The organism is Pseudomonas sp. Irchel 3E13 (assembly GCF_900187455.1).
In the GTDB taxonomy this organism is placed as follows: Bacteria; Pseudomonadota; Gammaproteobacteria; order Pseudomonadales; family Pseudomonadaceae; genus Aquipseudomonas.
Genome location: NZ_FYDX01000003.1, coordinates 21,643 through 48,595, shown reverse-complemented (window position 1 = coordinate 48,595; position 26,953 = coordinate 21,643). Strand labels below are relative to the sequence as shown.

General features: G+C 64.8%; 13 protein-coding genes, 5 tRNA genes and 1 pseudogene. 7 read left to right on the top strand and 12 right to left on the bottom strand.

From position 1 onward, the window contains the following. Positions 1-14: 14 nt before the first annotated feature. From CKW37_RS05020 to CKW37_RS04995, 6 genes and pseudogenes are all read right to left on the bottom strand, one after another. Positions 15-581: a nucleotidyltransferase family protein gene (locus CKW37_RS05020; protein WP_256587689.1), complete on the bottom strand. Its 567-nt coding sequence runs from the start codon at positions 579-581 to the stop codon at positions 15-17. Then, entirely contained in the window at positions 578-1,141 is a 564-nt protein-coding gene (locus CKW37_RS05015) for a hypothetical protein (protein WP_095154429.1), read from the bottom strand. The genes CKW37_RS05020 and CKW37_RS05015 overlap by 4 nt, the downstream gene beginning before the upstream one ends. A gap of 140 nt (positions 1,142-1,281) precedes the next feature. Then, a pseudogene (locus CKW37_RS05010) lies at positions 1,282-8,808 on the bottom strand (autotransporter-associated beta strand repeat-containing protein); the annotation flags it as partial. 86 nt (positions 8,809-8,894) lie between these two features. Next, positions 8,895-16,730, bottom strand: coding sequence for an autotransporter-associated beta strand repeat-containing protein (locus tag CKW37_RS05005; RefSeq protein WP_095154425.1), 7,836 nt, complete (start codon positions 16,728-16,730; stop codon positions 8,895-8,897). 551 nt (positions 16,731-17,281) lie between these two features. Continuing rightward, a tRNA-Thr gene (locus CKW37_RS05000) sits at positions 17,282-17,357 on the bottom strand. A 55-nt stretch (positions 17,358-17,412) separates the two neighbouring features. Beyond that, a complete protein-coding gene (locus CKW37_RS04995) occupies positions 17,413-17,829 on the bottom strand; it encodes a pilin (RefSeq protein WP_095154423.1) in 417 nt (138 codons plus the stop codon). A gap of 212 nt (positions 17,830-18,041) precedes the next feature. Here CKW37_RS04995 and CKW37_RS04990 point away from each other — a divergent pair, with 212 nt between their 5' ends. Genes CKW37_RS04990 through yacG form a run of 4 tightly spaced genes read left to right on the top strand, consistent with a single transcriptional unit; the run spans position 18,042 to position 20,942 of the window. Continuing rightward, the gene (locus CKW37_RS04990) at positions 18,042-19,247 is read left to right on the top strand and encodes a type II secretion system F family protein (protein WP_095154421.1); all 1,206 of its coding nucleotides are present in this window, start codon (positions 18,042-18,044) and stop codon (positions 19,245-19,247) included. 2 nt (positions 19,248-19,249) lie between these two features. After that, positions 19,250-20,116, top strand: coding sequence for an A24 family peptidase (locus tag CKW37_RS04985; protein ID WP_095154420.1), 867 nt, complete (start codon positions 19,250-19,252; stop codon positions 20,114-20,116). Beyond that, entirely contained in the window at positions 20,116-20,739 is a 624-nt protein-coding gene (gene coaE / locus CKW37_RS04980; protein ID WP_095154418.1) for a dephospho-CoA kinase, read from the top strand. The genes CKW37_RS04985 and coaE overlap by 1 nt, the downstream gene beginning before the upstream one ends. Next, a complete protein-coding gene (yacG, locus tag CKW37_RS04975; RefSeq protein WP_095154416.1) occupies positions 20,736-20,942 on the top strand; it encodes a DNA gyrase inhibitor YacG in 207 nt (68 codons plus the stop codon). The genes coaE and yacG overlap by 4 nt, the downstream gene beginning before the upstream one ends. On the opposite strand, the gene CKW37_RS04970 is transcribed toward yacG, so the two are convergent. Continuing rightward, complete coding sequence (locus tag CKW37_RS04970) at positions 20,939-21,628, bottom strand: energy-coupling factor ABC transporter permease (protein ID WP_095154414.1); 690 nt, start codon at positions 21,626-21,628, stop codon at positions 20,939-20,941. The two genes, yacG and CKW37_RS04970, sit on opposite strands and share 4 nt — an antisense overlap. A 139-nt stretch (positions 21,629-21,767) precedes the next feature. On the opposite strand from CKW37_RS04970, the gene CKW37_RS04965 reads away from it, so the two are divergent. The 3 genes from CKW37_RS04965 to CKW37_RS04955 all read left to right on the top strand — a co-directional run bounded on the left by CKW37_RS04965 (position 21,768) and on the right by CKW37_RS04955 (position 24,118). Further along, entirely contained in the window at positions 21,768-22,397 is a 630-nt protein-coding gene (locus CKW37_RS04965; RefSeq protein ID WP_095154412.1) for a DUF1780 domain-containing protein, read from the top strand. Between the two features lie 167 nt (positions 22,398-22,564). Next, positions 22,565-22,738, top strand: a complete 174-nt coding sequence (locus CKW37_RS04960; RefSeq protein ID WP_095154410.1) for a DUF3094 family protein — start codon at positions 22,565-22,567, stop codon at positions 22,736-22,738. Between the two features lie 84 nt (positions 22,739-22,822). Continuing rightward, entirely contained in the window at positions 22,823-24,118 is a 1,296-nt protein-coding gene (locus tag CKW37_RS04955) for an NAD(P)/FAD-dependent oxidoreductase (RefSeq protein ID WP_095154408.1), read from the top strand. A gap of 43 nt (positions 24,119-24,161) precedes the next feature. On the opposite strand, the gene CKW37_RS04950 is transcribed toward CKW37_RS04955, so the two are convergent. From CKW37_RS04950 to CKW37_RS04930, 5 genes are all read right to left on the bottom strand, one after another. Continuing rightward, complete coding sequence (locus tag CKW37_RS04950; protein WP_256587687.1) at positions 24,162-26,201, bottom strand: multicopper oxidase family protein; 2,040 nt, start codon at positions 26,199-26,201, stop codon at positions 24,162-24,164. Between the two features lie 242 nt (positions 26,202-26,443). Further along, positions 26,444-26,520 (bottom strand) — tRNA-Pro (locus CKW37_RS04945). 98 nt (positions 26,521-26,618) lie between these two features. After that, a tRNA-Lys gene (locus tag CKW37_RS04940) sits at positions 26,619-26,694 on the bottom strand. A gap of 5 nt (positions 26,695-26,699) precedes the next feature. Beyond that, positions 26,700-26,776, bottom strand: a tRNA-Pro gene (locus CKW37_RS04935). A gap of 10 nt (positions 26,777-26,786) precedes the next feature. Further along, positions 26,787-26,862 (bottom strand) — tRNA-Asn (locus CKW37_RS04930). Positions 26,863-26,953 lie beyond the last annotated feature (91 nt).

The following is a 26,953-nucleotide window of genomic DNA, read 5'->3' as shown; positions in this document are numbered from 1 at the left end:
CAGCCCGCGCCCGCTCACGCCACGATCGTCAGCCAGTCCCACCGTTCCTGATAGCTCCGGGCCTTGCGCAAGAACATCGCCGGCTGGTGATTCAGCGGGTTGCTGCGCAGCACGCCGTCGCGCAAATCATCCAGCCCGTGGGTGCTGTACAACGCCCCACTGCGCACCTCCAGCCCGAGGCAGGTCGAGCGCACCAGGTAGCGGTCGATGCCGTCGGTGACCGACTGCAACGGCGGATAGGCCGCGCCGAACTTCGCTTCATACCAGACGTGCACCCGCGCCTGGTTGCGCACCTCGACCTTGTCGGCGAGGTCGCCGCAGGCCCGGCGCACGCGCTGGATCACCCGATCTTCCGCCTCCCAGGACAGGTCTTCGTCAAAGTAGATGACGTCATAATCCTTCACGCCCCAATCGAGCGGGCGCCCGGCTTCACGGTTCCACAGCGCCTGAAACAGACAGCCGGCGGTGAGCATGGCGTTCGGCAGGTCGAGGTCGGCGAGGATCCGCAGCAAAGCGGCGTTGACCGGGTTTTCCAGGGCGATCGCGGTGACGGTTTCCGCGCTCAGCACGGGCTTGTTCAAATGGTGTCTTCCTTGCGCGGGGTGTGCTGATCCGATGAAGGCGACGGCCACTCGAAAGCGCGTTCGATATCAAACCGCAGGTCCGCATCGCGCAGGCCGATGATCACCACCACCAACAGCAGCAGCGCGAGTCCGCCGTCCGCCAGGCTCCAGCGCGGCACTTCGCTTGCCCGCCCGCGGCTGCACCACCAGGCCTGGCCGGCGCAGAACGCGCCGAGGGCGATCACCCAGAGGTAGTAACCGGCGGCGAAACCGCTGACGTCGTGGAAGCTGTAGCTGTGGTTATCCGGCAAGCGCTCGATGCCGTGGCTGGCGAGGGCCAGGTACAACGACCAGAGGCCGAGCAGCAGCGAGAACCAGCGCCAGCGCCGGCGTACCAACAGGGCCAGGCCGAACAGCGGATTGGCGAACCAGCCGAACAGACCGAAGACAATGCCCCAGGGTCCTTGAAGCAGCATCTGCAAGGCGGGCATGGCGCTGCCGCCAGCGAGGTGCACGGCATCGAAGCAGAGGGCCAGGAGGTAGAACAGAAGGCTGACGGAAAGGTAGAAACGCGCCATGCGGCGACCCTGGATGAACGGATTGAGAGCCGGACGATACCGCAAATGGGGCCGTTTGGCGGCATCGCGAGCAAGCTCGCTCCTACAGGGATCTCAGTCCTCTGTAGGAGCGAGCTTGCTCGCGATGCCGAAGGCTTACATCAGAAGCCCAGGCTGAAGCTCACGGTCACCGCATGGTCGCGGTTCTCGCTGGACAGTTGGCCCGAGTACCCCAGGCCCAGCTTGCCAGCCTGGCCAACACTCAGGTCCACGCCCGCTTCGACCACCGCGGCATCCCGTGCAATCGGAACGCCCTCGCTGCTGAAGCCGGCACCGCCTTCGATGAAGCGCAGGTCCGCATCCGGCTTGGTATCGCCGAAGGCATGCCGCCAGCCGATGCTGCCGCGTGGCGTCAGGGTGCTGCCGTTGTCCAGGGCGAACGCCTTGCCAACCCGCAGGCCGACAGTGGAGAAGGTCACGTCCTGATCGGCACTGGCTTCCAGACGCCCGACTCCGCCTTTTTCATGGGCCTTGTCGCTGTCGTAGTTGACGTAAGCCAGACCGGCGAACGGTTCCAACGCCACGCCACCGGCATCGATGGTGTACGCCACTTCACCGAATACCTGGGCGCTGCGTGCCTTGTAGCTGGCTTTGAGGCGGTCGTTGTAGCTGCCCGCTTCGACGTAGCGCTTGCTGTCGATGTCGTGCCAGGTGTAACCGGCGCCGAGACGCGCGGCGAAGGCGTCCATCTGGTAGCTCAGGTAGGTGGTCAGGTGGTAGCTGTCCACCGAGGCGTCCTGCCCTTTGCCTTTGGCGTTGATGCTGCTGTTGGTGTAGCCGGCGGCGATACCCAGGCGCCATTCGTCGTTGAGGCTGTTGTCGAAGCCGATCAGGAAACCGGACAGGTCACGGTCGATGTCGGCCGCGTTATGGCCGCCCTCGAAGTCACCCCAGCCGCCGACGGCACGGATCCAGCCCACACCGTCGCCATTGCAACCCTGGCCGGTGGTCTGTTGATTGCCGCTCGGCGCGAGTGCGCGGCGCGGGTCTTGCTCGTCGCTGCAACTGGCCTGGCGCATCCGGTCGTTGACCGCGTCGCGGATGTAGCGCGAGTCCTCGATCAGCACGCTGGCGGTGCTGGCGTGGATTTCGCCGGACAGGCTGTCGAAGGCCTTCACCGCCGTTGCGCGATCGCCGCTGATGAGGGTGCTGCGCAAGCTGGCCGGGGCCGCCGCGCTGTCCAGGGCAGCGGCCACGGCACGCTGGTTGCTGGTTTCGGCGACATCGGCGAAGGCCACGCCATTGCGCGCCACCGACAGGGTGACGTTGTTGGCGCCGTAGTTGAGCGCCGAGCTGAGGAACAGCAGGTTCGTCAGGTTGTTGCTGGCGAAGGTGCCGTTCACGCCACCGGTGGCCGAGACCAGGGTGTAGGTGGCGTCGCCGGTGTAGTCGCCCAGCCCCAGCACTTGCAGGCTCCCGCCCAGGTTGGCGGTGCCGCCGACATTGAGGTAGTTGGCCACGGTCGGCGTGATGGTGATGGCCAGGGTGCCGTCGCTGGCGTTGGTGAAGTTGCCCGCCACGCTCAGGTTGTTGCCACCGGCGCCAGTCGCCACGGTGCCGTGGTTGACCAGCGAACCGACGCTGCCAGTACCGGTCAGGGTGGCGCCGTTGGCGACGGTAACCTGGGCACCGAGCACGGTCCCCGGGTTGGCCGCGTTGCCGACGGTCAGCGTGCCCTGGTTGACGTCGAAGGCGCCGTTGGTCGGCTGGTTGCCGACCAGCAGCAGGTCGCCGGCGCCTTGCTTGATGGTGGTGCCGGTGCCGCTGAGGGTGCCGTTGAACTGACCGGTCCCGTTCTGCTGGAACACCAGGGTGGCGTTGTTGAGGATGCTGCCCTGCAGGCTGGTGGTGTCGCCCATCAGGGTGCCGCCGCTGACGGTGGTGCCGCCGCTGTAGGTGTTGGCACCGGTCAGGACCAGGGTGCCGGCATCGGTTTTCTCGATGCCGCCGGTGCCGACCAGCGGCGCCGAGAGGGTGCTGGTGGCACCGGCGTTGACGCGGATCGCGGCCAGGCTGCCGTCAGGCGCATTGACCGGTGCGAGCGCACCGCCGCTGCCGGGGACCACCTGGTAGCCATCGGTGAGGAACTGCATGCCGTTGAACGACTGCTGGCCGACCACGGTGACGGTGCCGCTGGCGCCGCCGAACACCGCGAACTGGCTGCCCCAGCCGGCGTTGCTGCTGCCGTTGGCGTTGGTCCAGTTGGTGCTCGAATCCCAGGTGCCACTGCCGCCGGTGACGGTGCCATCGGGGTTGGTCTTGCCGCCGTTCCAGAACTGCAGGTCGTCGGCACCGACCAGCAGGTTGAGCTGGTTGGCGATGGAGGTCTGCAGGGTCAGGTCGCCCGGCAGCGTGGTGCCCGGCAGCGAGCCGAACACCAGGCCGTTGTCGGTCAGGCTGGCGTAGGTGAACAGTTGGTAGACACCGGTGCCGAAGCTGCCGGCATTGGTGATGTTCAGGGTGCCGTCCAGCACCAGGTTGCCCGCCACCTTGACCACGGTGGTGGAGCTGCCCGGCGCGCCGAGGTCGAAGTTGAGGTTGCTGCCCGACGACAGGTTGAGGTTGCCCACAGACAGCGGCGCGGTGGCGGTGCCAGCGTTCAGCGTGGCGCCATCGGCGAGGCTGACGGTGCCGCTGTAGGTGCCACTGCCGCCGACGCTGGCGCCGCTGGCGACCTGCACGTTGGCGCTGGCCAGGGTGCCGTTGTTGACCAGGCTGCCGGCGTTGACCGTGGTGTTGCCGGTGAAGCCGCTGTTGCCGGTGAGCAACAGTTGGCCGGTGCCGTTTTTGGTCAGGCTGCCGGTGCCGGTGAGGTTGCCGGTGTAGCTGCCGTTGGCGTTCTGCTCGAAGGTCAGTGCCGCGTTGTTGACGATCGCGCCCTGCAAGCTGGTGGTATCACCGCTGACGCTGCCAGCGTTGATCGTGGTGCCGCCGCTGTAGGTGTTGGCGCCGCTCAGCACCAGCGAACCGCTGCCGTTCTTGACCAGGCTGCCGGTGCCGCTGATGGCGCCGCTCAGGGTGGTGCTCTGCACCCCGGCAAGGGTCAGTTGGGCACCGAGGTTGATGGCGTTGCCCAGTTGCAGCGCGCCGGTGCTGTCGAGGGTCGAGGCGCCGGTGACGCTGAGGTTGCCGGTGCTCAGCGCGCCGTTGTTGCCCAGGGTCAGGGTGCCGGCGTTGAGCGTGGTGCCGCCGCCGTAGGTGTTGACGCCGTTGAGGGTCAGGTTGGCGTTGCCGTTCTTGACCAGGCTGCCGGCGCCGCTGACCACACCGTTGAGGGTCAGGGCGTTGCTGCCGCCGATGGCCAGTGCGCCGTTGAGGATGGCGTGGTTGGCCAGGGTCACCGCGGTGTTGCTGTCCAGGGTGGTGCCGGCGGCGGCAGTCAGGTCACCGCTGCTCAGGGCCGCGTTGTTGCCCACCACCAGGGTGCCGCCGTTCAGCGCAGTGCCGCCGGTGTAGCCGTTGGCGCCGTTGAGTACCAGGGTGCCGCTGTCGAGCTTGGTCAGGGTGCCGCTGCCATTGACTGCCACGCCGAGGGTCGCGGTGTTGCCTGCGTCGACCCGTACGTTGGTGGTGCCGCTGGTCAGCAGTTCGCCGCCGATACCGCCGTTGAGCACATAGCCGTCGCTGGCGAATTGCAGGCCACCGATGCTCTGCGAGCCATTGACGGTGATCGTGCCCGCGGTGCCCTGGAATACCGCGAAGGTGTCGTTCCAGGCCCGGTTGACGGTGCCGTTGGCATCGGTCCAGTTGCTGTTGGAAACATCCCAGACGCCGTAGCCACCATCCACTGTGCCGTTGCCGACGATCTGGCCGCCGTCCCAGAACAGCACGGTCTCAGGGCCGCCCACCACCAGGTTGACCTGGTTGTTGACCGCGGTCTGCAGCAGCGCATTGCCGGCTTGCACGGTGCCCGGCAGGGTGTTCAGGTCGAGGCCGTTGTCGGTCAGGGTGCCGCCGTAGCTCATGAGGCGGTAGACACCGGCGCCGAAGCCACCGGCATCGGTGACGTTGAGCTTGCCGTCCAGGGTCAGGTCGCCAGCGATGTCCACCAGCGAAGGCTGGCCCGCCAGCGCCGCGCCGAGGCTGGCGTTGAGGTTGGAGGTGTCGTTCAGCACCAGCGAGCCGACGTTGAGGGTGTCGCCGCCGTTAAGCACCAGGTTGCCGCCGTTGGCCACGGTGACAGTGCCGGCGAGGTCGCCGGAGCCGCCGAGGCTGGTGCCGTTGTTGACGGTGACCGTGCTGCTGGCAAGGCTGCCGTTGACCATCAGGTTGCCGCCGCTGATGGTGGTGGCGCCGCTGTGGGTGTTGGTGCCGCTCAGGGTCAGGGTGCCAGTGCCGTTCTTGTCGAGGTTGCCGGTGCCGGTCAGGTTGCCGGCGAAGGCGCCGCTGCCCACCGACAGCGTGGTGCCGCTGTTGATGTCGACGGTGCCCGCGCCATCCAGATCGCCCAGGCTCAGGCTGCCGGCGAGGTTGAGGTCGGCGCCGCTGCTGAGGTTGATCTGCGACGGGTTGCCCAGCGAACCGCTGGTGGCGGTCAGGCGACCCGAGAGGATGTTGAGGATCCCGGCGAAGGTGTTGGTGCCGCTCAGGGTCAGGTTGTTAAGCCCGGCCTTGTTCAGGGTGCCGTTGCCGCTGATGACACCGCTCAGGGTCAGGTCGTTGTTGCCGGCCACCGTCAGGGTGCCGCCGACGTTGATGTTGTTGGCCACGGTCAGCGCGCTGCTGGTGTCCAGTTGCGAGATGCCGGTGACGTTCAGCGCGCCGCTGCCCAGTGCCCCGGCATTGCCCAGGGTCAGGTTGCCGCCATTGAGGGTGACACCGCCGGCGAAGGTGTTGGCGCCGTTGAGTGTCAGGCGGCCCGAGCCGTTCTTGACCAGGCGGTCGGAGCCGTCGATCACGCCGTTGAGGGTCAGGTCGTTGCTACCCTCCAGGGTCAGCGCGGCGAAGAGCTGTGCATTGTTGGCCAGGGACATGCCGCTGCTGGTATCCAGCGACGACACACCGCTCACCGTCAGGGTGCCGCTGCCCAGCGCGCCAGCGTTGCCGAGCAGCAGCTTGCCGGCTTGCAGGTTGAGCCCGCCGGTGAAGCCGTTGACGCCATTGAGGGCCAGGGTCTTGTTGCCTTGCTTGAGCAGGCTGCCAGAACCGTTGACCAGGCCATTGAGGGTCAGGTCGTTGCTACCGAGCAGCGTCAGGCTGCCGGCGAGGTTGACGGTGTTGGCCACGGTCCTTGCCGAACTCACGTCCAGTTGCGTGCCGTTGGCCGCGTTCAGCGCCCCGGCGCCCAGCGCGCCATCGGACGCCAGCACCAGGGAGCCAGCATTCAGCGCCAGCGGGCCAGCGAAGGTGTTGGTGCCGCCGAGGGTCAGCCGGCCTGAACCGTTCTTGACCAGGCTGCCAGTGCCGCTGACCACGCCGTTGAGGGTCAGGGCGTTGCTGCCGGCAAGGTTCAACTGGCCGGTGACGCCGATGTTGTTGGCCAAGGTCACCGCCTTGTTGCTGTCCAGCGTGGCGCCGGCCGCGGTGCTCAGGTTGCCGGTGCCCAGGGCGCTGTTGCTGCCCACCACGAGGGTGCCGCCGCTGAGCAGGGTGCCACCGGTGTAACCGTTGTTGCCATTGAGTACCAGGGTGCCGGTGTCCAGCTTGTTCAGGGTGCCGGTGCCGTTGACATCCAGCTCCAGGGTTGCGGTTACGCCCGGGTCGACGCGCACGGCGAACAGGCCACCGTTGCGGTTGACCACATTCAACGCGCCCGCGTTACCGTCGACCACTATGTAGCCATCGGTCATGAATTGCAGGCCATCCACGGTCTGCGTGCCATTGACGCTGACCACACCGGCCGCGCCCTGGAAGACCGCGAATTTGCTGAGCCAATTCTCGTTGGTCGCGCCGTCGAAAAGGGTCCAGTTGGTGGTGGTGCTGTCCCACACTCCACTGCCGCCTTCGATGGTGCCGTTGGGCACCGTCCCGGCGCCGTCCCAGAACTGGAGGATCAGATCTGGCGAGTTCACCGCCAGGTTGACCTGGCCGTTGCCCGTCTGAAGCTGCAAAGAACCCGCGGTTACAGCGCCCGGCAGACTGCCGAACGAGAGGGTGTTGTTCACCAGCGCGCCGCCGTATTCGAACAGGCGGTAGACACCGTTACCAAAGCCACCGGCGTCGGTGATGTTGAGCAGGCCATCCAGGGTCAGGGTACTCGCGACGCTGAACAGCGGGACGTTGCCGGTGACCGGCGAGCCCAGAGCGACATTGACTTGGCTGTTTGGCGCAAGTACCAGCGAGCCGAAGCTCAGGGTGTTGCCGCTGGTGCCGGACAGATTGCCGTTGTTGGCAACGCTGACCAGGCCGCCGAGCGAACCGGAACCGGTCAGGGTCGCGCCAGAGTTGACGGTGAGGCTGCCAACGTTCAGGGCACCGGTGACCTTCAGGGTGCCGGCGTTGACCGTGCTGCTGCCGTTCAGGCTGCTGGTCCCGCTCAGTTCCAGCACACCGGCGCCGACCTTGCTCAGTGCACCGTTACCGGCGAAGGCACCTGCGAATACGCTGTCGCCGTTGTTGCCGCCCACGGAGAGGATGCTGCCGGCACCGATGTTGGTGGTGCCGCTACCGGTCAGCGCACCGATGCTGGTATTGCCGCTGATGTTCAACGTGGTGCTGGCGCCGAGGTTAATCAGGCTCGGACTGCCAATCGCGCCGGCGCCAAACGAGGTGAGGGTACCGGCAGCGACGTTCCAGGTACCGCTGAAGGGACTGGCGCTGGGGAGCAGGATCAACTCGCCGGCGCCATCTTTGGTCAGATTGCCATTGCCGTTCAGTTGACCGGCATAGGTCAGCGCGTCAGCGGTGTTCAGGGTCAGGTCGCCGTTGACCACGATGGCATTGCTCAGGGCCTGGGCCAGCGCTTGGCTGACAAGCAGCGTTGCAGTGCCGTTGGTGGTCAGGGTGCCGGTGCCCAACGCAGCGCTATTGTTGATCGACAGGGTGCCGCCGTTGAGGACGGTACCGCCGGTCCAGCCGCTGTTAGCGCCCGTCAAGGCCAGGGTGCCGGTACCAGACTTCACCACTTCCCCACCACCGCTGATCACGCCGCTCAGGCCCAGATCGTTGGCGCCGTTGATGGCAAGGCTGGCGTTAAGGGCCACGTTGTTGCCCAGCACTACGGCGCTGTTGCCGCTGCTGAGGGTCGAAGCGCCGTTGACCTGCAGGGCGCCAGTGCCCAGCGCGCCATTCTGGCCAACCACCAGGCCACCGGCGTTGAGCATGGTGCCGCCGCCATAGCTGTTGTTGCCGTTGAGGGTCAGGACGCCCGCGCCGTTCTTGGTCAATTGACCCGCGCCATCGACCGTACCGTTGAGGGTCAGGTCGGCGCTGCCGCCGATGCCCAGCGCGCCCAGCAGGTGCACGTTGTTGGCCAGCGCCAGGGCGATGCTGTTGTCCAGCGCGACGTTGTTGTTCGCGGTCAGGTCGCCGGTGCCCAACGCACCGTTGCTGGCGAGGATCAGCTTGCCGCCGTTGAGGGTTGTCCCGCCGGTGTAGGTGTTGGTGTTGCTCAGGGTCAGGTCGGCCGTGCCGTTTTTGGTCAGGCTGCCGGCGCCGTCGATCACACCGCCAAGTACCAGGTTCTGCACGCCCGCCAGGGTCAGGTTGCCGGTGACGGTCAGCGCATTGCCCAGGGTCAGGGCGGTGGTGTTGTCCAGCGTGCCGCCGGCGGCGGTCAGCTTGCCGCTGCCCAGGGCAGTGGCGGAACCGAGCGCTCCTTGATCAGGCCGCCAGCGCCGTTGATAAGACCGGTCAGGGTCAGGTTATTGCTACCGCCGATGTTCAGGCCGCCGAGAACGTTGAGATTGTTCACCAGGGTTACGGCGCTGTTGCTGTCGAGGGTGGTGCCGGCACTCGCGGTGAGTTGGCCGGTGCCCAGGGCGCCGTTGCTGCCGACCACCAGGGTGCCGCCCGCGAGCGTGGTGTTGCCCTGATAGGCATTGCTGTTGTTCAACACCAACGTCCCGGTGCCGGTCTTGTTCAGGCCGCCGGTGCCGTTGACCACGCCGTTGAGGGTCAGGTTGGCGCTGCCCGGCAGCGTCAGGTCGGCGCCGAGGTTGACGGCATTGGCCAGCGCCAGCGCGCTGCCGCTGCTCAGGGTCGACGCGCCGGTGACATTCAGAGCGCCACTGCCCAGCGCGCCGCCGTTGCCGAGGACCAGGCCGCCAGCGGCCAGGGTAGTACCGCCGGTATAGGCGTTGACCCCGTTCAGGGTCAGCGTGCCCGCGCCGTTCTTGATCAGTCCGCCCGCGCCGCTGGCGCCGCCGTTGAGGGTCAGGTCGTTGCTGCCGACCAGGGTCAGGGTCGCGCCCAGGTCGATCAGGTTGGCCAGGGTCAGCGCGGCGCTGTTGTCCAGCGTGCCGGCGCCGGCAACGTGCAGCGTGCCGCTGCCCAGGGCGAGGTTGTTGCCCAGCACCAGGCTGCCGGCATTCAGGGTGGTGCCGCCGACATAGCCGTTGGCGCCATTGAGGGTCAGGCTGCCGGCGCCGTTCTTGACCAGGCTGCCGCTGCCATTGACGGCACCGGCGAGGGTCAGCGGGTTGCTGCCGGCGATGTTCAGCACACCCGCGAGGCTCAGGTTGTTGCCGAGGGTGACCGCGGTGTTGCTGTCCAGCGTGGTGTTGTTGGCGGTGGTCAGCAGGCCGCTGCCCAGCGCGAAGTTGTTCCCCACCACCAGGGTGCCGCCGCTGAGACGGGTGCCGCCGGTGTAGCTGTTGTTGCCGTTGAGCACCAGGGTGCCGCTGTCGGCCTTGTTCAGCAGGCCGCTGCCGGTGAGGCCGAGGTTCAGGGTCGCGGTGCGACCCGGATCGACGCGCACGGTGGCCGTGCCGCTGTCGTTGTTGACCAGATTCAACTGGCCCGCCACACCGCTGTTGAGTACGTAGCCATCGGTGACGAACTGCAGACCGGTGACGGTCTGGGTGCCATTGACCGCGACCGTGCCCGCCGCGCCCTGGAACACCGCGAAGTTGCTGCTCCAGTCACGGTTGCCGGTGCCGTTGACGGTGGTCCAGTTGGTGGTGAGCGCATCCCACACGCCGTTGCCGCCCTGGATGGTGCCGTCGCCGACCAGGCCGGTGCCGTCCCAGAACAGCACGCTGCCGTTGGCGCCGCCCACCAGCAGGTTGACCTGGTTGGCGATCGCCAGTTGCACTTCGAGGTCGCCTGGCAGCACGCCGCTCGGCAGGCTGCCGAGGACGAGGCCGTTGTCGGTGAGCGTGCCGGTGTAGTTGATGACCTGATAGATACCGGCGCCGAAGCCGCCGATGTCGCTGACGTTGAGGTTGCCGTCGAGGGTCAGGTTGCCGCCCACGGTAATCAGCGGGCTGCCACCGGTGGATGGCGAGCCGAGGCCGATATCGAGGTTGGAGTTGCCGCTCAGCACCAGCGAGCCGAGGCTCAGGTTGGCGCCGCTGTTGGCGGCCAGGTGACCGCCATCGGCCACGGTGACCGCGCCGGCCAGCGAACCGCTGCCGGTCAGGGTGCCGCCGCTGTTGACCTGCACGAGGCCGCTGGCCAGCGAACCGCTGACGTTCAGCACGCCGCCGTTGACCTGGGTGTTGCCGGTGTAGACGTTGACGCCAGCCAGTTCCAGGCTGCCGTTGCCGACCTTGATCAGACCGCCATTGCCGTTCAGCGCGCCATTGAAGACGCCGCTGAGATCGCCGGTGCCGACGCTCAGGTTGGCGCCGCTGCCGAGGTTGATCCCGCCACTGCCGCCAAGGCTGCCGACGCTACCGCTGGCGCCCAGGTTGAGGCTGGCGCCGGCGCCGACATTGACCAGCGAGGTGTTGCCCAGCGCCCCGGTGCCGACCGTGGTCAGGCTGCCGGAAAGGATGTTCAGCGCGCCGCTGAAGGTGTTGGCGCCGCTCAGGGTCACGTCGGCCAGGCCGGTCTTGACCAGCCCGCCGGTGCCGCTGATGACACCGCCGAGGTTGAGGTTGTTGTTGCCGGCCAGGGTCAGGTCCGCGCCCAGGACGAGGGCGTTGCCCAAGGCGAACGCCGCGCTGTTGTCCAGGGTCGCCGCGCCCGTCACGTTCAACGCGCCGCTGCCCAGCGCCGCGGCGTTGCCGAGGGTCAGGGTGCCGGCGGCCAGGGTGGTGCCGCCGAGGTAGCTGTTGGCGCCATTCAGGGTCAGGTTGCCGGCGCCGGTCTTGACCAGGCCGGCGGCACCGTCGATGACGCCGTTGAGGGTCAGGTCGCTGTGGCCGACCAGGGTCAGGTTGGCGCCCAGGGTGACGGCATTGCCCAGGGCGAATGCCGAGGTGGTGTCCAGGTTGGCCGCGCCGCTGACGTTCAGCTTCAGCGCGCCGCTGCCCAGCGCCAAGGCGTTGCCGAGGGTCAGGGTGCCCGCCGCCAGGGTGGTGCCGCCGGCGTAGGTGTTGATGCCGGTCAGGGTCAGGTTGCCCGCGCCGGCCTTGATCAGGCTGCCATTGCCGCCGATGACGCCGCTGAGGGTCTGGTCGGCGCTGCCGCCGATGGTCAGGGCCGCGTTGAGGTTGACCTGATTGGCCAGGTTGATCGCGGTGTTGCTGTCGAGGGTGCCGGCGCCGTTGACGTTCAGCGCGCCACTGCCCAGGGACAGGCTGTTGCCCAGTTGCAGGGTGCCGCCCAGCAGGTTGGTGCCACCCGTGTAGGTGTTGGCGGCGTTCAGGCTCAGGGTCGCGGTGCCCTGCTTGGTCAGGGCACCGGTGCCGCTGACCACACCGTTGAGCGCGAGGTCGGCGCTGCCGCCGATCGCGGTGTTGCCGCCCAGGTTGACCAGGTTGCTGATCGCCAGCGCGGTGGTGGCATCCAGGGTGGTGCCCGCCGCGGTGTTCAGGGTGCCCAGGCCCAGCGCGGTGCTGCTGCCCAGTTTCAGGATGCCTGCATTGAGGCTGGTGTTGCCTTGGTAGCTGTTGTTGCCCGACAGGACCAGGGTCGCGCCGCCGGACTTGGTCAGACCGCCGCTGCCGGCGATGTCGCCGCTGAGGGTCAGGTCGTTGCTGCCCAGCACATTCAGGTTGCCGGTGACATCGATGGCGTTGGCGACGCTGAGGACTTTATTGGCGTCCAGCGAACCGCCATTGGTCGCGCTGAGAGTGCCGCTGCCCAGCGCGGTGGCGGAGCCGAGCACCAGGTTGCCGCTGCTGAGAACGGTGCCGCCGGCGTAGGTGTTGGCGCCGTTCAGGATCAGGCTGCCGGTGCCGGTCTTGGTCAGGCCGGCGGCGCCGTCGATGGCGCCGTTGAGGGTCAGGTTGGCGCTACCCGGCAGGGTCAGGCCGGCATTCAGGTGGATGGCATTGGCGATGGACTGAGCGCCGGCGCTGGCGAGGTTGGCGGCGCCAGCGATGGTCAGGTCGCCGCTGCCCAGGGCCAGGCCGTTGCCGATGGTCAGGGTGCCGGCGTTCAGGGTGGTGCCGCCCTGGAAGAGGTTGACGCCGCTGAGGGTCAGGTTGGCGTTGCCGTTCTTGATCAGGCCGCCGCTGCCGTCGACCACGCCTTGCAGGGTCAGGTCGGACGTGCCGGCGACATTCAGCGCACCATTGAGGGTGACCGCGTTGGCCAGGGCCAGGGCGGTGTTGGCATCCAGCGTGGTGCCGGCCGCCGCGATCAGGGCGCCCTGCCCCAGCGCGGCGGCATTACTGACGATCAGCTTGCCAGCGTTCAACACGGTGTTGCCGAGGTTAGTGTTGACGCCGCTGAGGGTCAGGTCGGCCGCGCCGTTCTTGATCAGGCCGCCGTTGCCGGAAATCACGCCGGTCAGGCCGAGGTTGTTGCTGCCGCCGATGGTCAGGTCAGTGCCGAGGCTGAGGCGGTTGCCGATGTTCAGCGCCGTGCCGCTGTCGAGGGTCGAGGCGCCGCTGACGATCAGCGTGCTGCTCCCCAGCGCTTGGGCGTTGCCCACCTGGAGGACACCGGCATTGAGCACGGTCCCGCCGGTGTAGGTGTTGGCACCGTTGAGCGTGAGGGTGGCCGCGCCGTCCTTGGTGATCCTGCCAACGCCGCTGACTATGCCGTTCAAGCCCAGGTTGGCGCTACCGCCGACAGCCAGGTTGCCGCCGAGGTTGACCTGATTGTTGATGGACACGGCCGCGTTGGCATCCAGCGCGGTGCCCGCCGCCGTATTCAGGATGCCGAAGCCCAGCGCGGTACTGCTGCCGAGCACCAGGGTGCCGGCATTGAGGTTGGTGTTGCCCAGGTAGGCGTTGTTGCCGTTCAGGGTCAGGCTGGCGTTGCCGGCTTTGGTCAGACCGCCAGTGCCGGTGATGCCGCCGCCGAGGGTCAGGTCATTGCTGCCGAGGAGATTCAGTGTGCCAGCGACGCTGAGATTGTTGCCGACACTGAGGACGCCGGTAGTGTCCAGCGAGGTGCCATTGGCCGTGCTCAGCGTACCGGTGCCCAGCGCGGTGTTGGAGCCCAGGTTCAGGGTGCCGCTGCTCAGGAGGGTGCCGCCGCCATAGCTGTTGTTGCCGGTCAGCAGCAGGGTGCCGGTCCCGGCCTTGGTCAGGCTGCCGGCGCCGTCGATCACGCCGCCGAGGGTCAGGGAGCCGCTGGCCGCGGTGGTCAAGGAACTGTTGAGGTGAATGGCGTTACCCAGCGTCAGCGGACCGACGCCCACCAGTGTCGAGCCCCCTCCAACGGTGAGGTCGCCACTGCTCAGCGCGGCCGCGCTGGCCAGGGTCAGGGTCCCGGCGTTCAGGGTAGTGCCACCCAGGTAGGTGTTCACCCCGCTGAGGGTCAGGTTGGCGCTGCCGTTCTTGACCAGTCCGCCGGCTCCGTCGATCACGCCCGACAGGTTCAGATCGGAAGTGCCGCCGATGTTCAGCACGCCGTTCGCGGTGACGGCATTGGTCAGGGTCAGTGCGGTACTGGCATCCAGCGTGGTGCCGCTGGCCGCGATCAACGCGCCTTGGCTGAGGGCGCCGGCGTTGCCGACCACCAGGCGTCCGGCGTTCAGTTGAGTGTTGCCCAGGAAGTTGTTGTTACCGCTGAGCGTCAGGTCGGCATTGCCGTTCTTGATCAAACCACCGGCGCCGCTGAGGGTGCCGCTGAGACCGAGGTTAGCGGTGCCGCCGATGCTCAGGTCACCCCCCAGATTGACGATATTGCCCAGGGTCACTGCGGTGCTGGCATCAAGGGTGGTGCCGGCCGCGGTGGTCAGTGCTCCGATGCCGAGCGCGCCGCTGGAACCGACGCGCAAGGTGCCAGCGTTGAGGATCGTACCCCCGCTGAAGGTGCTGAAGCCGTTGAGGGTCAGCGTGGCCAAGCCGTTCTTGGTCAGGCTGAAGCCGCCGCCAGAGATCGAGCCGCCCAGGGTCAGATCATTGCTGCCGGCAACGGTCGTATTACCGAGCATGATGACCAGGTTGCTGATCGAGCGCGCGGCATCGGTGTCCAGGGTGGTGTTGGCGGACGTGCGCAAGCTGCCAGTACCCAGCGCGGCGTTGTTGCCGATGATCAGCTTGCCGTTGGTCAGTTGCATGACGCCGGAATAGCCCGTGTTGGCACCGCTCAGCGTCAGGTCCCCAGCGCCGCTCTTGATCACGCCGCCGGTGCCGGTGATCGCGCCACCAAGGCTGGTGGCGGTGGCATTGGTCAGGGTCAGGGTGCGGGTGCCCAGGTTGATCGCGTTGGTGATGGCTTGTCCGCTGGCATCCAGTGAGGCATTGGCGCCCAGGCTCAGTTGCCCAGTGCCCAGTGCAGTGTTGCTTTGCAGGATCAGGCTGCCGCCGTTGAGGGCGGTGTTGCCGGTGAAATCGTTGTTGCCGCTCAGGGTCAGGCTGGTGGAGCCACTCTTGATCAGGCCGCCGGAGCCGGAAATTTTCCCGCCCAGGGTCAGATCGTTGCTGCCGGTCAGGGTCAGGTTGCCGTTGAGCTGAACCAGGTTGGTCAGGGTCTGGGCGGAACTGGTGTCCAGGGCCGCGCCAGTGACGGCGGTGATGGTGCCCGAACCGGCGGAGCCGGCATTGGCCAGGATCAGCTTGCCGGCATTGAGGCTGAGGCCACCGCTAAAGTTGTTGGCGCCGCTGAGGGTCACGTCGCCGGTGCCGTTCTTGATCAGCGAGCCGGTCCCGTTGACCGCGCCGGCGAGGGTCAGCGCAGCGGTGTTGGTCAGGCTGAGCGCCCCGCCGTCGAGCAGGATGGCGTTGGCCAGGTTCATCGTCGTAGCGTTCTGCAGGCTGCTGGCGCCGGTGACCGTCAGCGTCTGGGTGCCGAGGGCACCCACGTTGCCGAGAACCAGGCCGCCCTGGCTCATCGTGGTACCACCGGTGTAGTCGTTGGCCCCGCTCAGGGTCAGCAGGCCGAGCCCGGTCTTGCTCAGCGCTCCCCCACCGGTCAGCACACCGGACAGGGTCAGGTTGTTGTTGCCCGATACCGTCAGGCCGTTGGTGCCGAGGGTGATGGTGTTGCCGATCACCACACCGATGTCCGAAGCCCCGAGCCCGCCCCCATTGGCGGTCACCGAGGCGCTGCCCAGCGCCGAGGTAGTGACGTTCAGCAAACCGCCGTTGAGTTGGACGGTCGGTGTGGTGGCACCATTGAACAACAGGCCGGACAGCGCCCAGGTTCCGCTGTCGACGATCAGGTTGTTGAAGTGCAGGTAATTGTTGCCGTTGATCGTCCCTGTCCCGCCGGTACCTGAGCCACCACCGACAGCGTTCTGCAACGCCAGGGTGTTGGCGGTCGTGGCCGTACCGCCATCGACGATGCCCGCGCCGGCAAAGCCGATGGTCAGCCCCAGCACCGGCAGCGCTATCCCGACCCCGCCACCGGCGCTCACTAGCGACCCGGTAATGGCATTGAAACGGTTGGCGCCACCGCCGGTGCCCATGGACAGGCTGCCGCTCAGGATCCCGGTGTTAGTGAACACGTTGCCGGTGGAGGTCCCCTGGAAGGAAACCCGGCCCGTGATAGTGCCATTGTTGGTGAAAACCGCCTTGGAGCCGCCCCAGAGCGCAATCAATGGAATATCCGATGCGAGGATCGATACCCCTACCAATGGCATCCCTTCGATGGTGCCGTTGTTGGTGACGGTAGTAGTACCGGCCGCGCCGTTCTGCACGCTCAAGCCGATACCGGTGAGGCCGACGAGCGAAGCACCGAGCAGACCGGAAGTGCCGCGGATAATCCCGGTGTTGTTGTTGGTGACCACCACGATGCTGTTGTTCGCGTTGCCCATCGTTACGCCGGTGGTCAATCCGGACACGGTGCCCAGCAACGATGGGTCGATCAGGCCAGAGTTGGTCAGCCGCGAGTTGTTACCCGTGAGGTTCAGTGCCGTGCCCAGCAGCGGCGCGTTGACAACCGCGCCAGTGAGCACGTTGACCGTGAGGTTGTTGACGCCGGTGGTCAGCCCGACAGTGGTGCCTGTGCAGTTGATGGTGGCACCGGGCGCCGGCGTGTCACACACCGCCAACACCTCGGGACTGAAGAGGCCGGAAACCACACCGGCCGCCGCCAGGCTGATTGCCAGAGGCAGCGGAGCGAAACGAGCGGTAAAGGCTTTTTTGGCGAATCTTCTGTCCACGTGTGACTCCTTCGTGGATCAGGCGAATCCGTCATTGAAATGCGTGTCGGAGCGTGAACAAAACCCCTTGGAAATACACACACTGCGAGTCGAACAGCCTGACCTTGGCGAATACAGGTTCCATTTGGGGTGAATTTGTAGCCGAAAAATTGGATCCACGCCGGACAATTCGTACGTTCACTTAGTATTAATACTTCCTGATTAGTCGCCGGTTTCGCTGGGTGAAAGCGATGCGGGGCGTGGTCTTGAGCCGACGAACGGTAGTTCTGCCAGGAAAAAGGTTGCGATTCAGTGAGATGACTGAATTCATTTCAAAATATTACAAACCTGACCATTGAGATGGTTTTGAATAGGCTTCGCTTCGAACGAATATCAGTTTGTGGTGATGGGATCTGTGCCTTAGCGAATCCACTGAACTGTCGCTGCATGGCAGCAAATCTGCTCGGCAACGAAATGCATCCACAGGAAGGCAGCCCAGACGTTTGCCAGCCCCATGCCTGCCCGCTCCAGAAACAAAAAAGGCCTACATCGCTGTAGGCCTTTGGTTTTTCTGGTGCCGGAGACAGGAATCGAACCTGCGACCTTCGCGTTACGAGTGCGCTGCTCTACCGACTGAGCTACACCGGCGTGGCGCCAACGCTACCACTGCCGTGAGCCTTACGCAATTTACTGTTTAATAAGGCTATTGATCCTTCGCCTCGCACCCTTTCGGCGCCTGGTCGGTGCCGATGTTGGTGCTGCAGGTCCAGCCGGTGGCCGAGCGGTTCAGGGTCAGGGTCTTGCCGAGTACCGGCGCCGGTGCATCCACCAGGGTGCAGGCGATGCTGCCAGTGCCACTGGCGGCTACCGCCGTGGCGCTGATGGTGCAGTTCGCGGTGCGTTCCTGGCCGCCGATCTGCGTGACATTGGCGATATCCGCCCCCTGTGTCAGTCGAACCTCGAAACCGGTCTTCAGCGCGCTGATTTCGGCCAGGCCAGCCGTGGCTTTGGCCTGTGCCTGGTGGTTGGTGTAGAGCGGCATGGCGATAGTCGCCAACAGGCCAATGATCGCCACGACAATCATCAGCTCGATCAATGTAATCCCGCGTTGCTCCTTCATGGATGCATTCCCCAATTACTGAAACTTCAAGTCATATCGGTCGGTTGTGCCGACAGGCGCGCCAGTAGGCCCGAGCCGACACCTTTTGTCACCCTGCCAGGCAGGACCGCCGGGGCGGCTCGACTACTCTAGTGCGGGCCGGGAAGCACTGCCGGCTGGAGCTGTTACGGAAATTGTGTTTGGCCATTTGCTACAAGGACGTCGCCATAACCATGAAAACCAGAACCTACAACTGGCAGGGAGTCGATCGGAACGGCGCCCGGGTCAGCGGCCGCAGCGATGGGCAAAGCCCGGCGCTGATCAAGGCCATGCTGCGCAAACGCGGCATCCATACCACTCGCATCCACCATTCGCGCCGCGTCTCGACATTGAAGTTCTCGCGGCAGATCAGCGCGGCGCAACTCACCCAGTTAAGCCGCCACCTGGCGACCCTGTTCCAGGCAGGCATTCCTCTGCTGCACGGCCTGGACATCATCGCCGAGGGCAGCAAGAACACCCGCATGATCACGCTGCTGCACACCCTCAAGCGCGACATCAGCGCCGGCCACAGCCTGGCCGAAGCCCTGCGCAAGCACCCGCGCTACTTCGACACGCTTTATTGCAATCTGGTGGCGGTCGGCGAAGCCTCCGGGCGCCTGGATACCCTGCTGGAGCAACTGGCGACCTTCCAGGAAAAACGCGCCACCCTGCGGGCGCGAATGAAGAAGGCAATGATCTACCCGCTGCTGGTGCTAATGGTGGGCTTGGGGGTGTCGAGCCTGCTGTTGCTTCAGGTGGTGCCGCAGTTCGAAGTGCTGTTCGCCGGCATGGGCGCGGAGCTGCCGGCGTTCACCTTGATGGTGATTGGCCTGGCCGACTGGCTGTCCAATCACATCCTGCTGATGGCGACCCTGCTGTTGGCCGGCGGCGTCACGGTGCAGCAGGCGTTCCGCCGTCATCTGAAATTCCACCTGTGGCTGTTGCGTATCGGCCATCGCCTGCCCGTGGTCGGCACCCTGCTGCAGCACGCGGCGCTGGCCCGCTTCGCGCGGACCTTATGCACCTGCTTCGCGGCGGGCATTCCCTTGGTCGAAGCCTTGGGGCCAGTGGCCAGAGCCTGCGGCGACGCGCTGTACGAACAGGCGATTCTTCGCCTGCGCCACGACCTCGGCAATGGCCTCTCGATGAGCGCAGCGATGCGCGCTAATCCGCTGTTCCCCAACCTCTGCGTACAGATGTGCGGTATCGGCGAGACATCCGGCACGCTGGACGATATGCTCGAACGCATCGCCAACCACCACGAACAGGCCATTGATCAATTGATCGAAAACCTCACCAGCCTGCTCGAACCCGTGATCGTGCTGATACTGGGGCTTCTGATCGGAAGCCTGGTGATTGCCATGTACTTGCCGATCTTCCAGCTGGGTGACGTGATCTGAACATGAACCTGTGGGACACCCTCGCCAGCCAGCCGCTGGCCTATCTGGGGAGCGCCCTGCTGCTGGGCCTGATCGTCGGCAGCTTCCTCAATGTGCTGATCCATCGCCTGCCGCTGATGCTCGAACGCCAATGGCGCGACGACGCCCGCCAGGCACTGGCGCTGCCGGTGCAGCCGAGCGAGCGTTTCGACCTGTTTCTCCCGCCTTCGCGCTGCCCGCATTGCCAGCAGCGCATCCGGCCCTGGCAAAACATACCGCTGATCAGCTACCTGTTCTTGCGCGGTCGCTGCTCCGGCTGCAAAGCGCACATCAGCCTCCGCTATCCCCTGACCGAACTGGCCAGCGCCGGGCTGACCCTGTTTGCCGCCTGGCACTTCGGTTTCAGCGCCAGCGCGGCGGCGTTCATGCTGTTGAGCTGGGGACTGCTTGCGCTGAGCCTGATCGACATCGAACACCAACTGCTGCCCGATGCGCTGGTTTTGCCGTTGGTGTGGCTAGGGCTGATCGTCAATGCGTTCGGACTGTTCGTGCCGTTGGAACAGGCGCTGTGGGGCGCGGTGATCGGGTATGTCAGCCTGTGGTCGGTGTACTGGCTGTTCAAACTGATCACCGGCAAGGAAGGCATGGGCTATGGCGACTTCAAGCTGCTGGCACTGCTCGGTGCCTGGGGTGGTTGGCAGATTCTGCCGTTCATCCTGTTCTTTTCGTCGTTGCTGGGAGCCATTCTCGGCCTGGTCCTGTTGCGTCTGGCCGGTAAACGCGCCAGCACGCCGATACCTTTCGGCCCCTATATGGCTGTGACAGGCTGGATCGCACTGCTCTGGGGTGGTCAAATAACCACTTCCTATCTGCATCTCGCTGGATTTTGATGACAACGCCCGCTTTCACTCCCTGGATTCTCGGCCTCACCGGAGGCATCGGTAGCGGCAAGAGCGCAGCCGCGCAACGCTTCGTCGAGCTGGGCGTGCACCTGGTGGACGCCGACCAGGCCGCCCGCTGGGTGGTCGAACCCGGTCGTCCGGCACTGGCCAGCATTGTCGAGCGCTTCGGACCCGGCGTCCTGCTGGAAGACGGCCAGCTCAATCGCGCCGCGCTGCGCGAGCTGATCTTCGCCGACCCGGAACAACGCCGCTGGCTGGAAGCCCTGCTGCATCCGCTGATCGGCCAGGAGATTTTCAGCTACCTGGCCAAGGCCGAATCCCCTTACGCCGTGTTCGTCTCGCCATTGATGGTCGAGTCGGGCCAGTACCAGCGTACCGACCGCCTGTTGGTGATCGACGCGCCGCAGAATTTGCAGATCGAACGCACCCTGCTGCGCGACCAGACCAGCCCGGAGCAGGTCCAGGCCATCCTCAAGGCACAGGCCAGCCGCGAAGAGCGCCTGCGCCATGCCCATGATGTGCTGGTCAATGACCGCGACCTGGCCTGGCTGCATTCGGAAGTCGACCGCCTGCACCACTTTTACCTGACTTTGCGAGGAGGCCGAGCATGAGCCAGCCGCTGAACGTTGATTGCCCAACCTGTGGCGCCCCTGTCGAATGGAGCGCTACTAGCCCGAACCGACCGTTTTGTTCCGATCGCTGCAAGCTGATCGACCTGGGCGCCTGGGCCGCCGAGGAGCACAAGATTCCGGTCGCACCGGATGCCGAGGACGAATTGTTCTCCGGCGAATTCGACCCGCGCGAGCCGCATTAAGGCTCCGGTCCGTCATCCTTCCACGGGGCCTGCAAATAGCGGGTCCTGTTGAACGTCTCCAGCCATTCCGGGCAGAACACCACCAGCGCGCTGACCACCATCCCGTTGATAAAAGCTTCGGGGAAGAGCACCAGCCACAGGTAGCCGATAAAGTCCTCCAGCCACACCGGCATCACGAAGCGCCCATCCAGCCACAGCACGCCCAGGCTTGCCAGCAGGCACACCAACGCCGACAGCGCCGCGGCAAAGAATCCCGAACAGAAGATATAAACGAACAAATTGCGTGGTTGTGCCCGCTCCACAAGCATCGCGCACACCTCAGTGACCAGCACCGGAAGGCCGATCAGCAGCACGCCATTGACGCCCATTGCCGCCAGATCCTGGCGACCCAGCAACACTAGGCCGATCTGCGCCATGAACGCACCGAGCACGGCCAATGGCCAGTCCAGTAGCAGGGTAACGGCGGTCATGCCGATGAAGTGGTAGGACAGGCCCGTTTCGAAATCCCGCCGTACCAGCCAGAGCGCAAACAACGCGAACACCGTGCCCAGAAACAGGTGCTGGCGCCGGCTGTCGGTGAACAGCTCGACCCAACGGGTACTCGCCACGGCCCAGGCCAGCAGCGGCACGAAGATGATCCAGCCGAGGCTCAGGCTCAGATCCGACAGCAGTTGTGCACCAATCACGGCAGGCAGCCCTTCTTCACGGGGGATTCTGGCAGTCTACACCCGGCTCGCCGGCGTTCCCTGCGCTGGCGCAGCTAAAACCGACCAGAATCAGCCACTTGCTCCCTCAAAGCGGAATTGGACGCTAAGCTTGTTTCCTATGGATGACTCAGACTACCTGCGCCTGCTCACCATTCAGGCCGAACAAGCCAATGCGTTTCTCTCCAATGCCCGCAAATGGGAACGCGAGCGTTGGGTCTGCCAACGCCTGCTGCAAGGCTTGAACATCCCCTACCGTAGCGAGGATTTCACCGCCGCCGGCCAGGAGCCGCCTGACGTTTTGTTCCGCGACGCGGCGTTCGAGGTGTTTTTCGTGCTGGACGAGGGCCGTCGCCTGAACGACGAATGGCGCGAAGAACTGCAGCGTCGGCGCAGCGCGTTTTCGTTGTCGCAACTGGTCCGTCGCGAAGCTCGCCCACGGCGCATCGGCGCGCCCGAGTTGCTGCAACGGCTGGCCCCCACCCTGCGGAAAAAGGCCCATAACTACCGCGAGCGCGGGCTGGACCTGGGTGAGCTGGACATCATTGCTTTCGCCAGCCTCAAGCGCGAAACCCTCGACCTCAACAGCCACTTCCCGCCGCCCACCGAGTACCTGCGCCAAGGCTGGCGCTCCCTCTCTCTGGTCGGCCCGACCTTCGCCCGGGTGATCTTCGCCCACCCCGACGCGCCCGATTTCCTGCGCGGCAACCTGGGGCGCAGCATTGTCTTCGACGTTGGCATCAGCCTCTGATCCGTCCTCCTGCTAAAGCGGGATGGCATAAATCCGGCGCCGGTGATACAAAGCGCAATCATTCGCTATTGATGCGAGCTTTTGCCGGCAGGTACGCCAGTGGCAAGCGACTACAGTGAACCCTGTAGCTTTCCCACAACTCCAAGCGTCTACCTGCCGAGGCCATCATGACCAGCCGCCTGACCCCCGAAGACCAGCGACGTGTCGATCAGTACCTGCAAGCCCCCCAACACCAAGTCGAGCGCAAGCCTTTCCGGCCCTGGCTGCTCCTTGCGTTGGTCGTGGGCGTGACCGTGGTACTGGGGCTGGTGAGCCGCCTCCTGAGTTTGTTGGTGCTATGAGCTGCCTTGCGCTCGCCCACTTCGCCCGCCCCACGCGGCCGGCCAGTCAGGACCCGAATTCCGTAAACCTTATGAGATATCTCCATGACTCACCGCATCGTGATTGTCGGCGGCGGCGCCGGCGGCCTGGAACTGGCGACCCGCCTGGGCAAGACCCTGGGTAAAAAGGGCACGGCCAGTATTACCCTGGTCGACGCCAACCTGACCCACATCTGGAAACCGTTGCTGCACGAAGTCGCAGCAGGCTCGCTGAATTCCTCCGAGGACGAACTGAACTACGTGGCCCAGGCCAAGTGGAATCACTTCCAGTTCCAGCTCGGACGCATGAGCGGGCTTGATCGTGCCTCCCAACAGATCCAGTTGGCCGCCACCCTCGACGAAGAGGGCCGAGAGCTGCTGCCCGCGCGCACCCTGGGTTACGACACCCTGGTCATCGCCGTCGGCAGTAACACCAACGATTTCGGCACCCTGGGCGCCGCCCAGCACTGCCTGTTCCTCGACACCCGCAAGCAGGCCGAGCGCTTCCACCAGCAACTGCTGAACCACTACCTGCGCGCCCACGCTGGCGATCAGGCCAAGGAAAAGATCAGCGTCGCCATCGTCGGTGCCGGCGCCACCGGCGTCGAGCTGGCCGCCGAGCTGCACCACGCCGCCCATGAGCTGGCAGCGTATGGCCTGGACCGGATCAAGCCGGAAGACATGCACATCACCATCATCGAGGCCGGGCCGCGAGTTCTGCCGGCGCTGCCAGAGCGCATCAGCGTGCCGGTGCACAAGACCCTGGAAAAACTCGGCATCACGGTCATGACCAACGCCTCGGTCAGCGAAGTCAACGCCGACTGCCTGAAGACCGCCAATGGCGACGTCATCGAAGCCAGCCTCAAAGTCTGGGCCGCAGGCATCCGCGCCCCAGCCTTCCTCAAGGACATCGATGGCCTGGAAACCAACCGGATCAATCAACTGGTAGTACGTCCTACCCTGCAAACCACCCTGGACGACAACATTTTCGCCTTCGGTGACTGCGCCGCCTGCCCACAGCCGGGCAGCGACCGCAATGTGCCGCCACGGGCACAGGCCGCTCACCAGCAAGCATCGCTGTTGGCCAAGAGCCTCAAGGCTCGTCTGGAAGGGAAACCGCTGGCGACCTACACCTACCTCGACTACGGCTCGCTGGTATCGCTGTCGCGCTTCTCGGCGGTGGGAAATCTGATGGGCAACCTGACCGGCAGCGTCATGCTGGAAGGCTGGTTGGCGCGGATGTTCTATGTGTCGCTGTACCGCATGCACCAGATGGCGCTTTACGGGACGTTCCGGACCTTGATGCTGATGCTTGGTAGTCGCATTGGCCGGGGAACCGAGCCGCGCCTGAAACTGCACTGATCCGCATTTTGGGGCTGCAATGCAGCCCCAAAATCGTTAGACGCTAGTGATGCGCACCGTGCGCGTCACCCGGCGTCCCATCCAGCGAAATCCGCACGTTCTGCATCATGCCCTGGTCCTCATGGTCGAGGATGTGGCAGTGCAGCACGTACTCACCGATGTAGCGCTGGTAACGGGTGTTCACGTAGATCGTGTAGTACTTACCGTCATCCGTCATGGGTTTGACGAACAGGGTGTCCTTCCACACGCCCTTGAGACCGGCGTACTGCGCGTCGGGATTATCCTTGTCGAGGTTATCCACAACGCCTGAATCACTGAGATCGGTCACACCGTCCGGCGCGATGATCTTCTGGATCTGGAACGGGTTGACGTGGATATGGAACGGATGGCCCGCCACGGCTGATTGCAACACCCACTTCTGCGCATCACCCAGCTTCAGCTCGCGATTGACCACGGCCGGGTCGTAAGGCTTGGCATTTTCCGCCGTGGTGCCGATGGCGAACTCGGTGACACCCTTGTCGTTCTTGCCAATCTTGAACACCAGTTGCTGCACATCCTTCACCAACTCGCTTTCTTCGATGGTGCGATGAGGCACGAAGCTGGTCAGCAGAAGGTCTTTCTTCAGGTCGGCCACCACTTGCTCGCGAACCGGGCCTTCCGGCATGTTCGCCTGGGCAGCAGCGATCAGCACGTTGCTGATGTGGTTTTTCTTGTCGGTCACGGCCTGCCCGGCCTCGGCATCGACAAAGCCCAGCAGCTGGTGATCGCTGGTGAGCTGGGTCACGTTACCCGCAGGGGCTTCGGAACGATCGATCACGCAGTAGCGACCTTTCTCCGGGAAGGCAATCAACAGGTCGTTGCGATAGCCGGGTTGCAGGGTCAGCAGCTCCTTGCTCTGGGCCTTGGCCATGGTCAGGCCGTCTGCGGCGATGACCTGGTACGGCACCACTTCGCCATTACAGTTCTTCTCAATGAACTTCTGCGAATCGGCCGCCGCCACACCCGCCAGGCTCTGGGACGCAGCGCTGTCCTTGAGTTTGACGAACTGCAGGGTCACGGTTTCGCGGATACCGGCATGCACCAGACGCCAGCGTTGCACTTCACCGGTGCGCGCCTCGAACGTAGGCTGGACCATGCCGTTCACGCTGGTGTAACGACCCGACTTACCCCACTCGCCCGGCCCGAATGCGTCGTAGGACTCCACCACACCCGTTTCGCCGGAGCTACAGCTCCAATCCACATCACCGCCTTTGGTTCGCTTGGTTTTGCCGTCCTTTCCGAGGCACACGTAAGGAATTTGCTGAAGCACCACCAGGCGCTCGACAAAATCCTGGCCCTGGATCGGCTTGAGCAGGGTATCGATATCGCCGTTGGACTCCGAGGTGGGCAAACGATCGCCACGAATCACCAACGCCCCTGCCATGCCGCTGCCGACTTGCAGCGCTGTCGAGCCGTGCAGGTGCGGGTGATACCAGAAGGTGCCCGCCGGGTGATCCGCCGGGATGTTGTATTCGTACTGGAATTTCTGCTTCGGCTTGATCTTCAACAGCACGTTGTCACTGTTGCCCGCCGGGCTTACCCACAAGCCGTGAGAGTGCAGGTTGGTGCCGTTGAAGCAGTGCGGCTTGTTGATGGGCAGATCGCTGGCGGTGCAACTGTCTTCCGGTGGAAGACGGTTATCCAGGTTGATCCGCACGGTATCGCCGGGCGTGACATTGATGGTTGGCGCCACAAACGGGGTGCGTGGGTCGACGCCGGTGCCTTTGTAGCTGCGCAGATGGACCGGCACAGAATTCTGGGTGGCCGGGTCATAAATGGTGCTGTCGGTGTAGTCGATCACCAGATTCAGCAGACGCTCTTTACCGGCGTGAGGATTGACCACCGCGCCAGCCGGCGCTTCGGCCTTCATCAGCAAGGTGCCGCGGGCTGTCTTGAGCGTCGGTGCGACCTGCTCGATAGAAGGTGGGTTGGCAAAGGTCCGGGCTTGTTGCTCTGCCTGTACCGCTGCGGCGCTGCACATCAGTGCCAATGCGCTCAGGCCAAACGGCCAGCCGTGCCGGCGGCGCGTGTGAAATCCTGTCATGCCAATGCTCCTGCAATATTTGTCGGGAAACGACAATAAAGCGGACGCGGGCAGACTCCCCGCCTGCCACGGCCGCTGTTGGCGCAGGGAAAAGCCCGAGCGGTGAGCTCGACGAGAAGAATTAATGGCTTAGTGCTATCCCTGCCCGCACACCCTAGGGAAAACAGGGGCGTGAGCGCAACAGGAAAAGGTTGAGGCACAAACGAAAAAGGGCACCCTTGCGGGTGCCCTTTTTCTGAATATGGTCGGGGTAAGGGGATTCGAACTCCTGACATCCTGCTCCCAAAGCAGGCGCGCTACCGGACTGCGCTATACCCCGGTAAAAAAAAGGCACCGGTTAAGGCGCCTTTTTCGTGGCTGGACGCTAATGGCGTTCCAACCTTTTAAGATCCAAACCCAGCGAACCGGACTCGAAAATGGTGGGTCGTGTAGGATTCGAACCTACGACCAATTGGTTAAAAGCCAACTGCTCTACCAACTGAGCTAACGACCCAAAAATGGTCGGGGTAAGGGGATTCGAACTCCTGACATCCTGCTCCCAAAGCAGGCGCGCTACCGGACTGCGCTATACCCCGGCTTGAAATTTGGCTCCGCGACCTGGACTCGAACCAGGGACCCAATGATTAACAGTCATTTGCTCTACCGACTGAGCTATCGCGGAACTATCAATTTCAGTACTGCAATTTCGAATGCTGTATCACTACCGCCTCGAACTCTTCGACCTTGTGCATCGCTGCGTTCATGTCTCTGAG

Bases quoted from the DNA above. Each gene is read 5' to 3' on its own strand.
- CKW37_RS04990 (WP_095154421.1), top strand. From the start codon at position 18,042: ATGAAAACCAGAACCTACAACTGGCAGGGAGTCGATCGGAACGGCGCC.
- CKW37_RS04960 (WP_095154410.1), top strand. From the start codon at position 22,565: ATGACCAGCCGCCTGACCCCCGAAGACCAGCGACGTGTCGATCAGTAC.
- coaE (WP_095154418.1), top strand. From the start codon at position 20,116: ATGACAACGCCCGCTTTCACTCCCTGGATTCTCGGCCTCACCGGAGGC.
- CKW37_RS04950 (WP_256587687.1), bottom strand. From the start codon at position 26,201: ATGACAGGATTTCACACGCGCCGCCGGCACGGCTGGCCGTTTGGCCTG.
- CKW37_RS04965 (WP_095154412.1), top strand. From the start codon at position 21,768: ATGGATGACTCAGACTACCTGCGCCTGCTCACCATTCAGGCCGAACAA.
- yacG (WP_095154416.1), top strand. From the start codon at position 20,736: ATGAGCCAGCCGCTGAACGTTGATTGCCCAACCTGTGGCGCCCCTGTC.
- CKW37_RS05015 (WP_095154429.1), bottom strand. From the start codon at position 1,141: ATGGCGCGTTTCTACCTTTCCGTCAGCCTTCTGTTCTACCTCCTGGCC.
- CKW37_RS04985 (WP_095154420.1), top strand. From the start codon at position 19,250: ATGAACCTGTGGGACACCCTCGCCAGCCAGCCGCTGGCCTATCTGGGG.
- CKW37_RS04955 (WP_095154408.1), top strand. From the start codon at position 22,823: ATGACTCACCGCATCGTGATTGTCGGCGGCGGCGCCGGCGGCCTGGAA.
- CKW37_RS04995 (WP_095154423.1), bottom strand. From the start codon at position 17,829: ATGAAGGAGCAACGCGGGATTACATTGATCGAGCTGATGATTGTCGTG.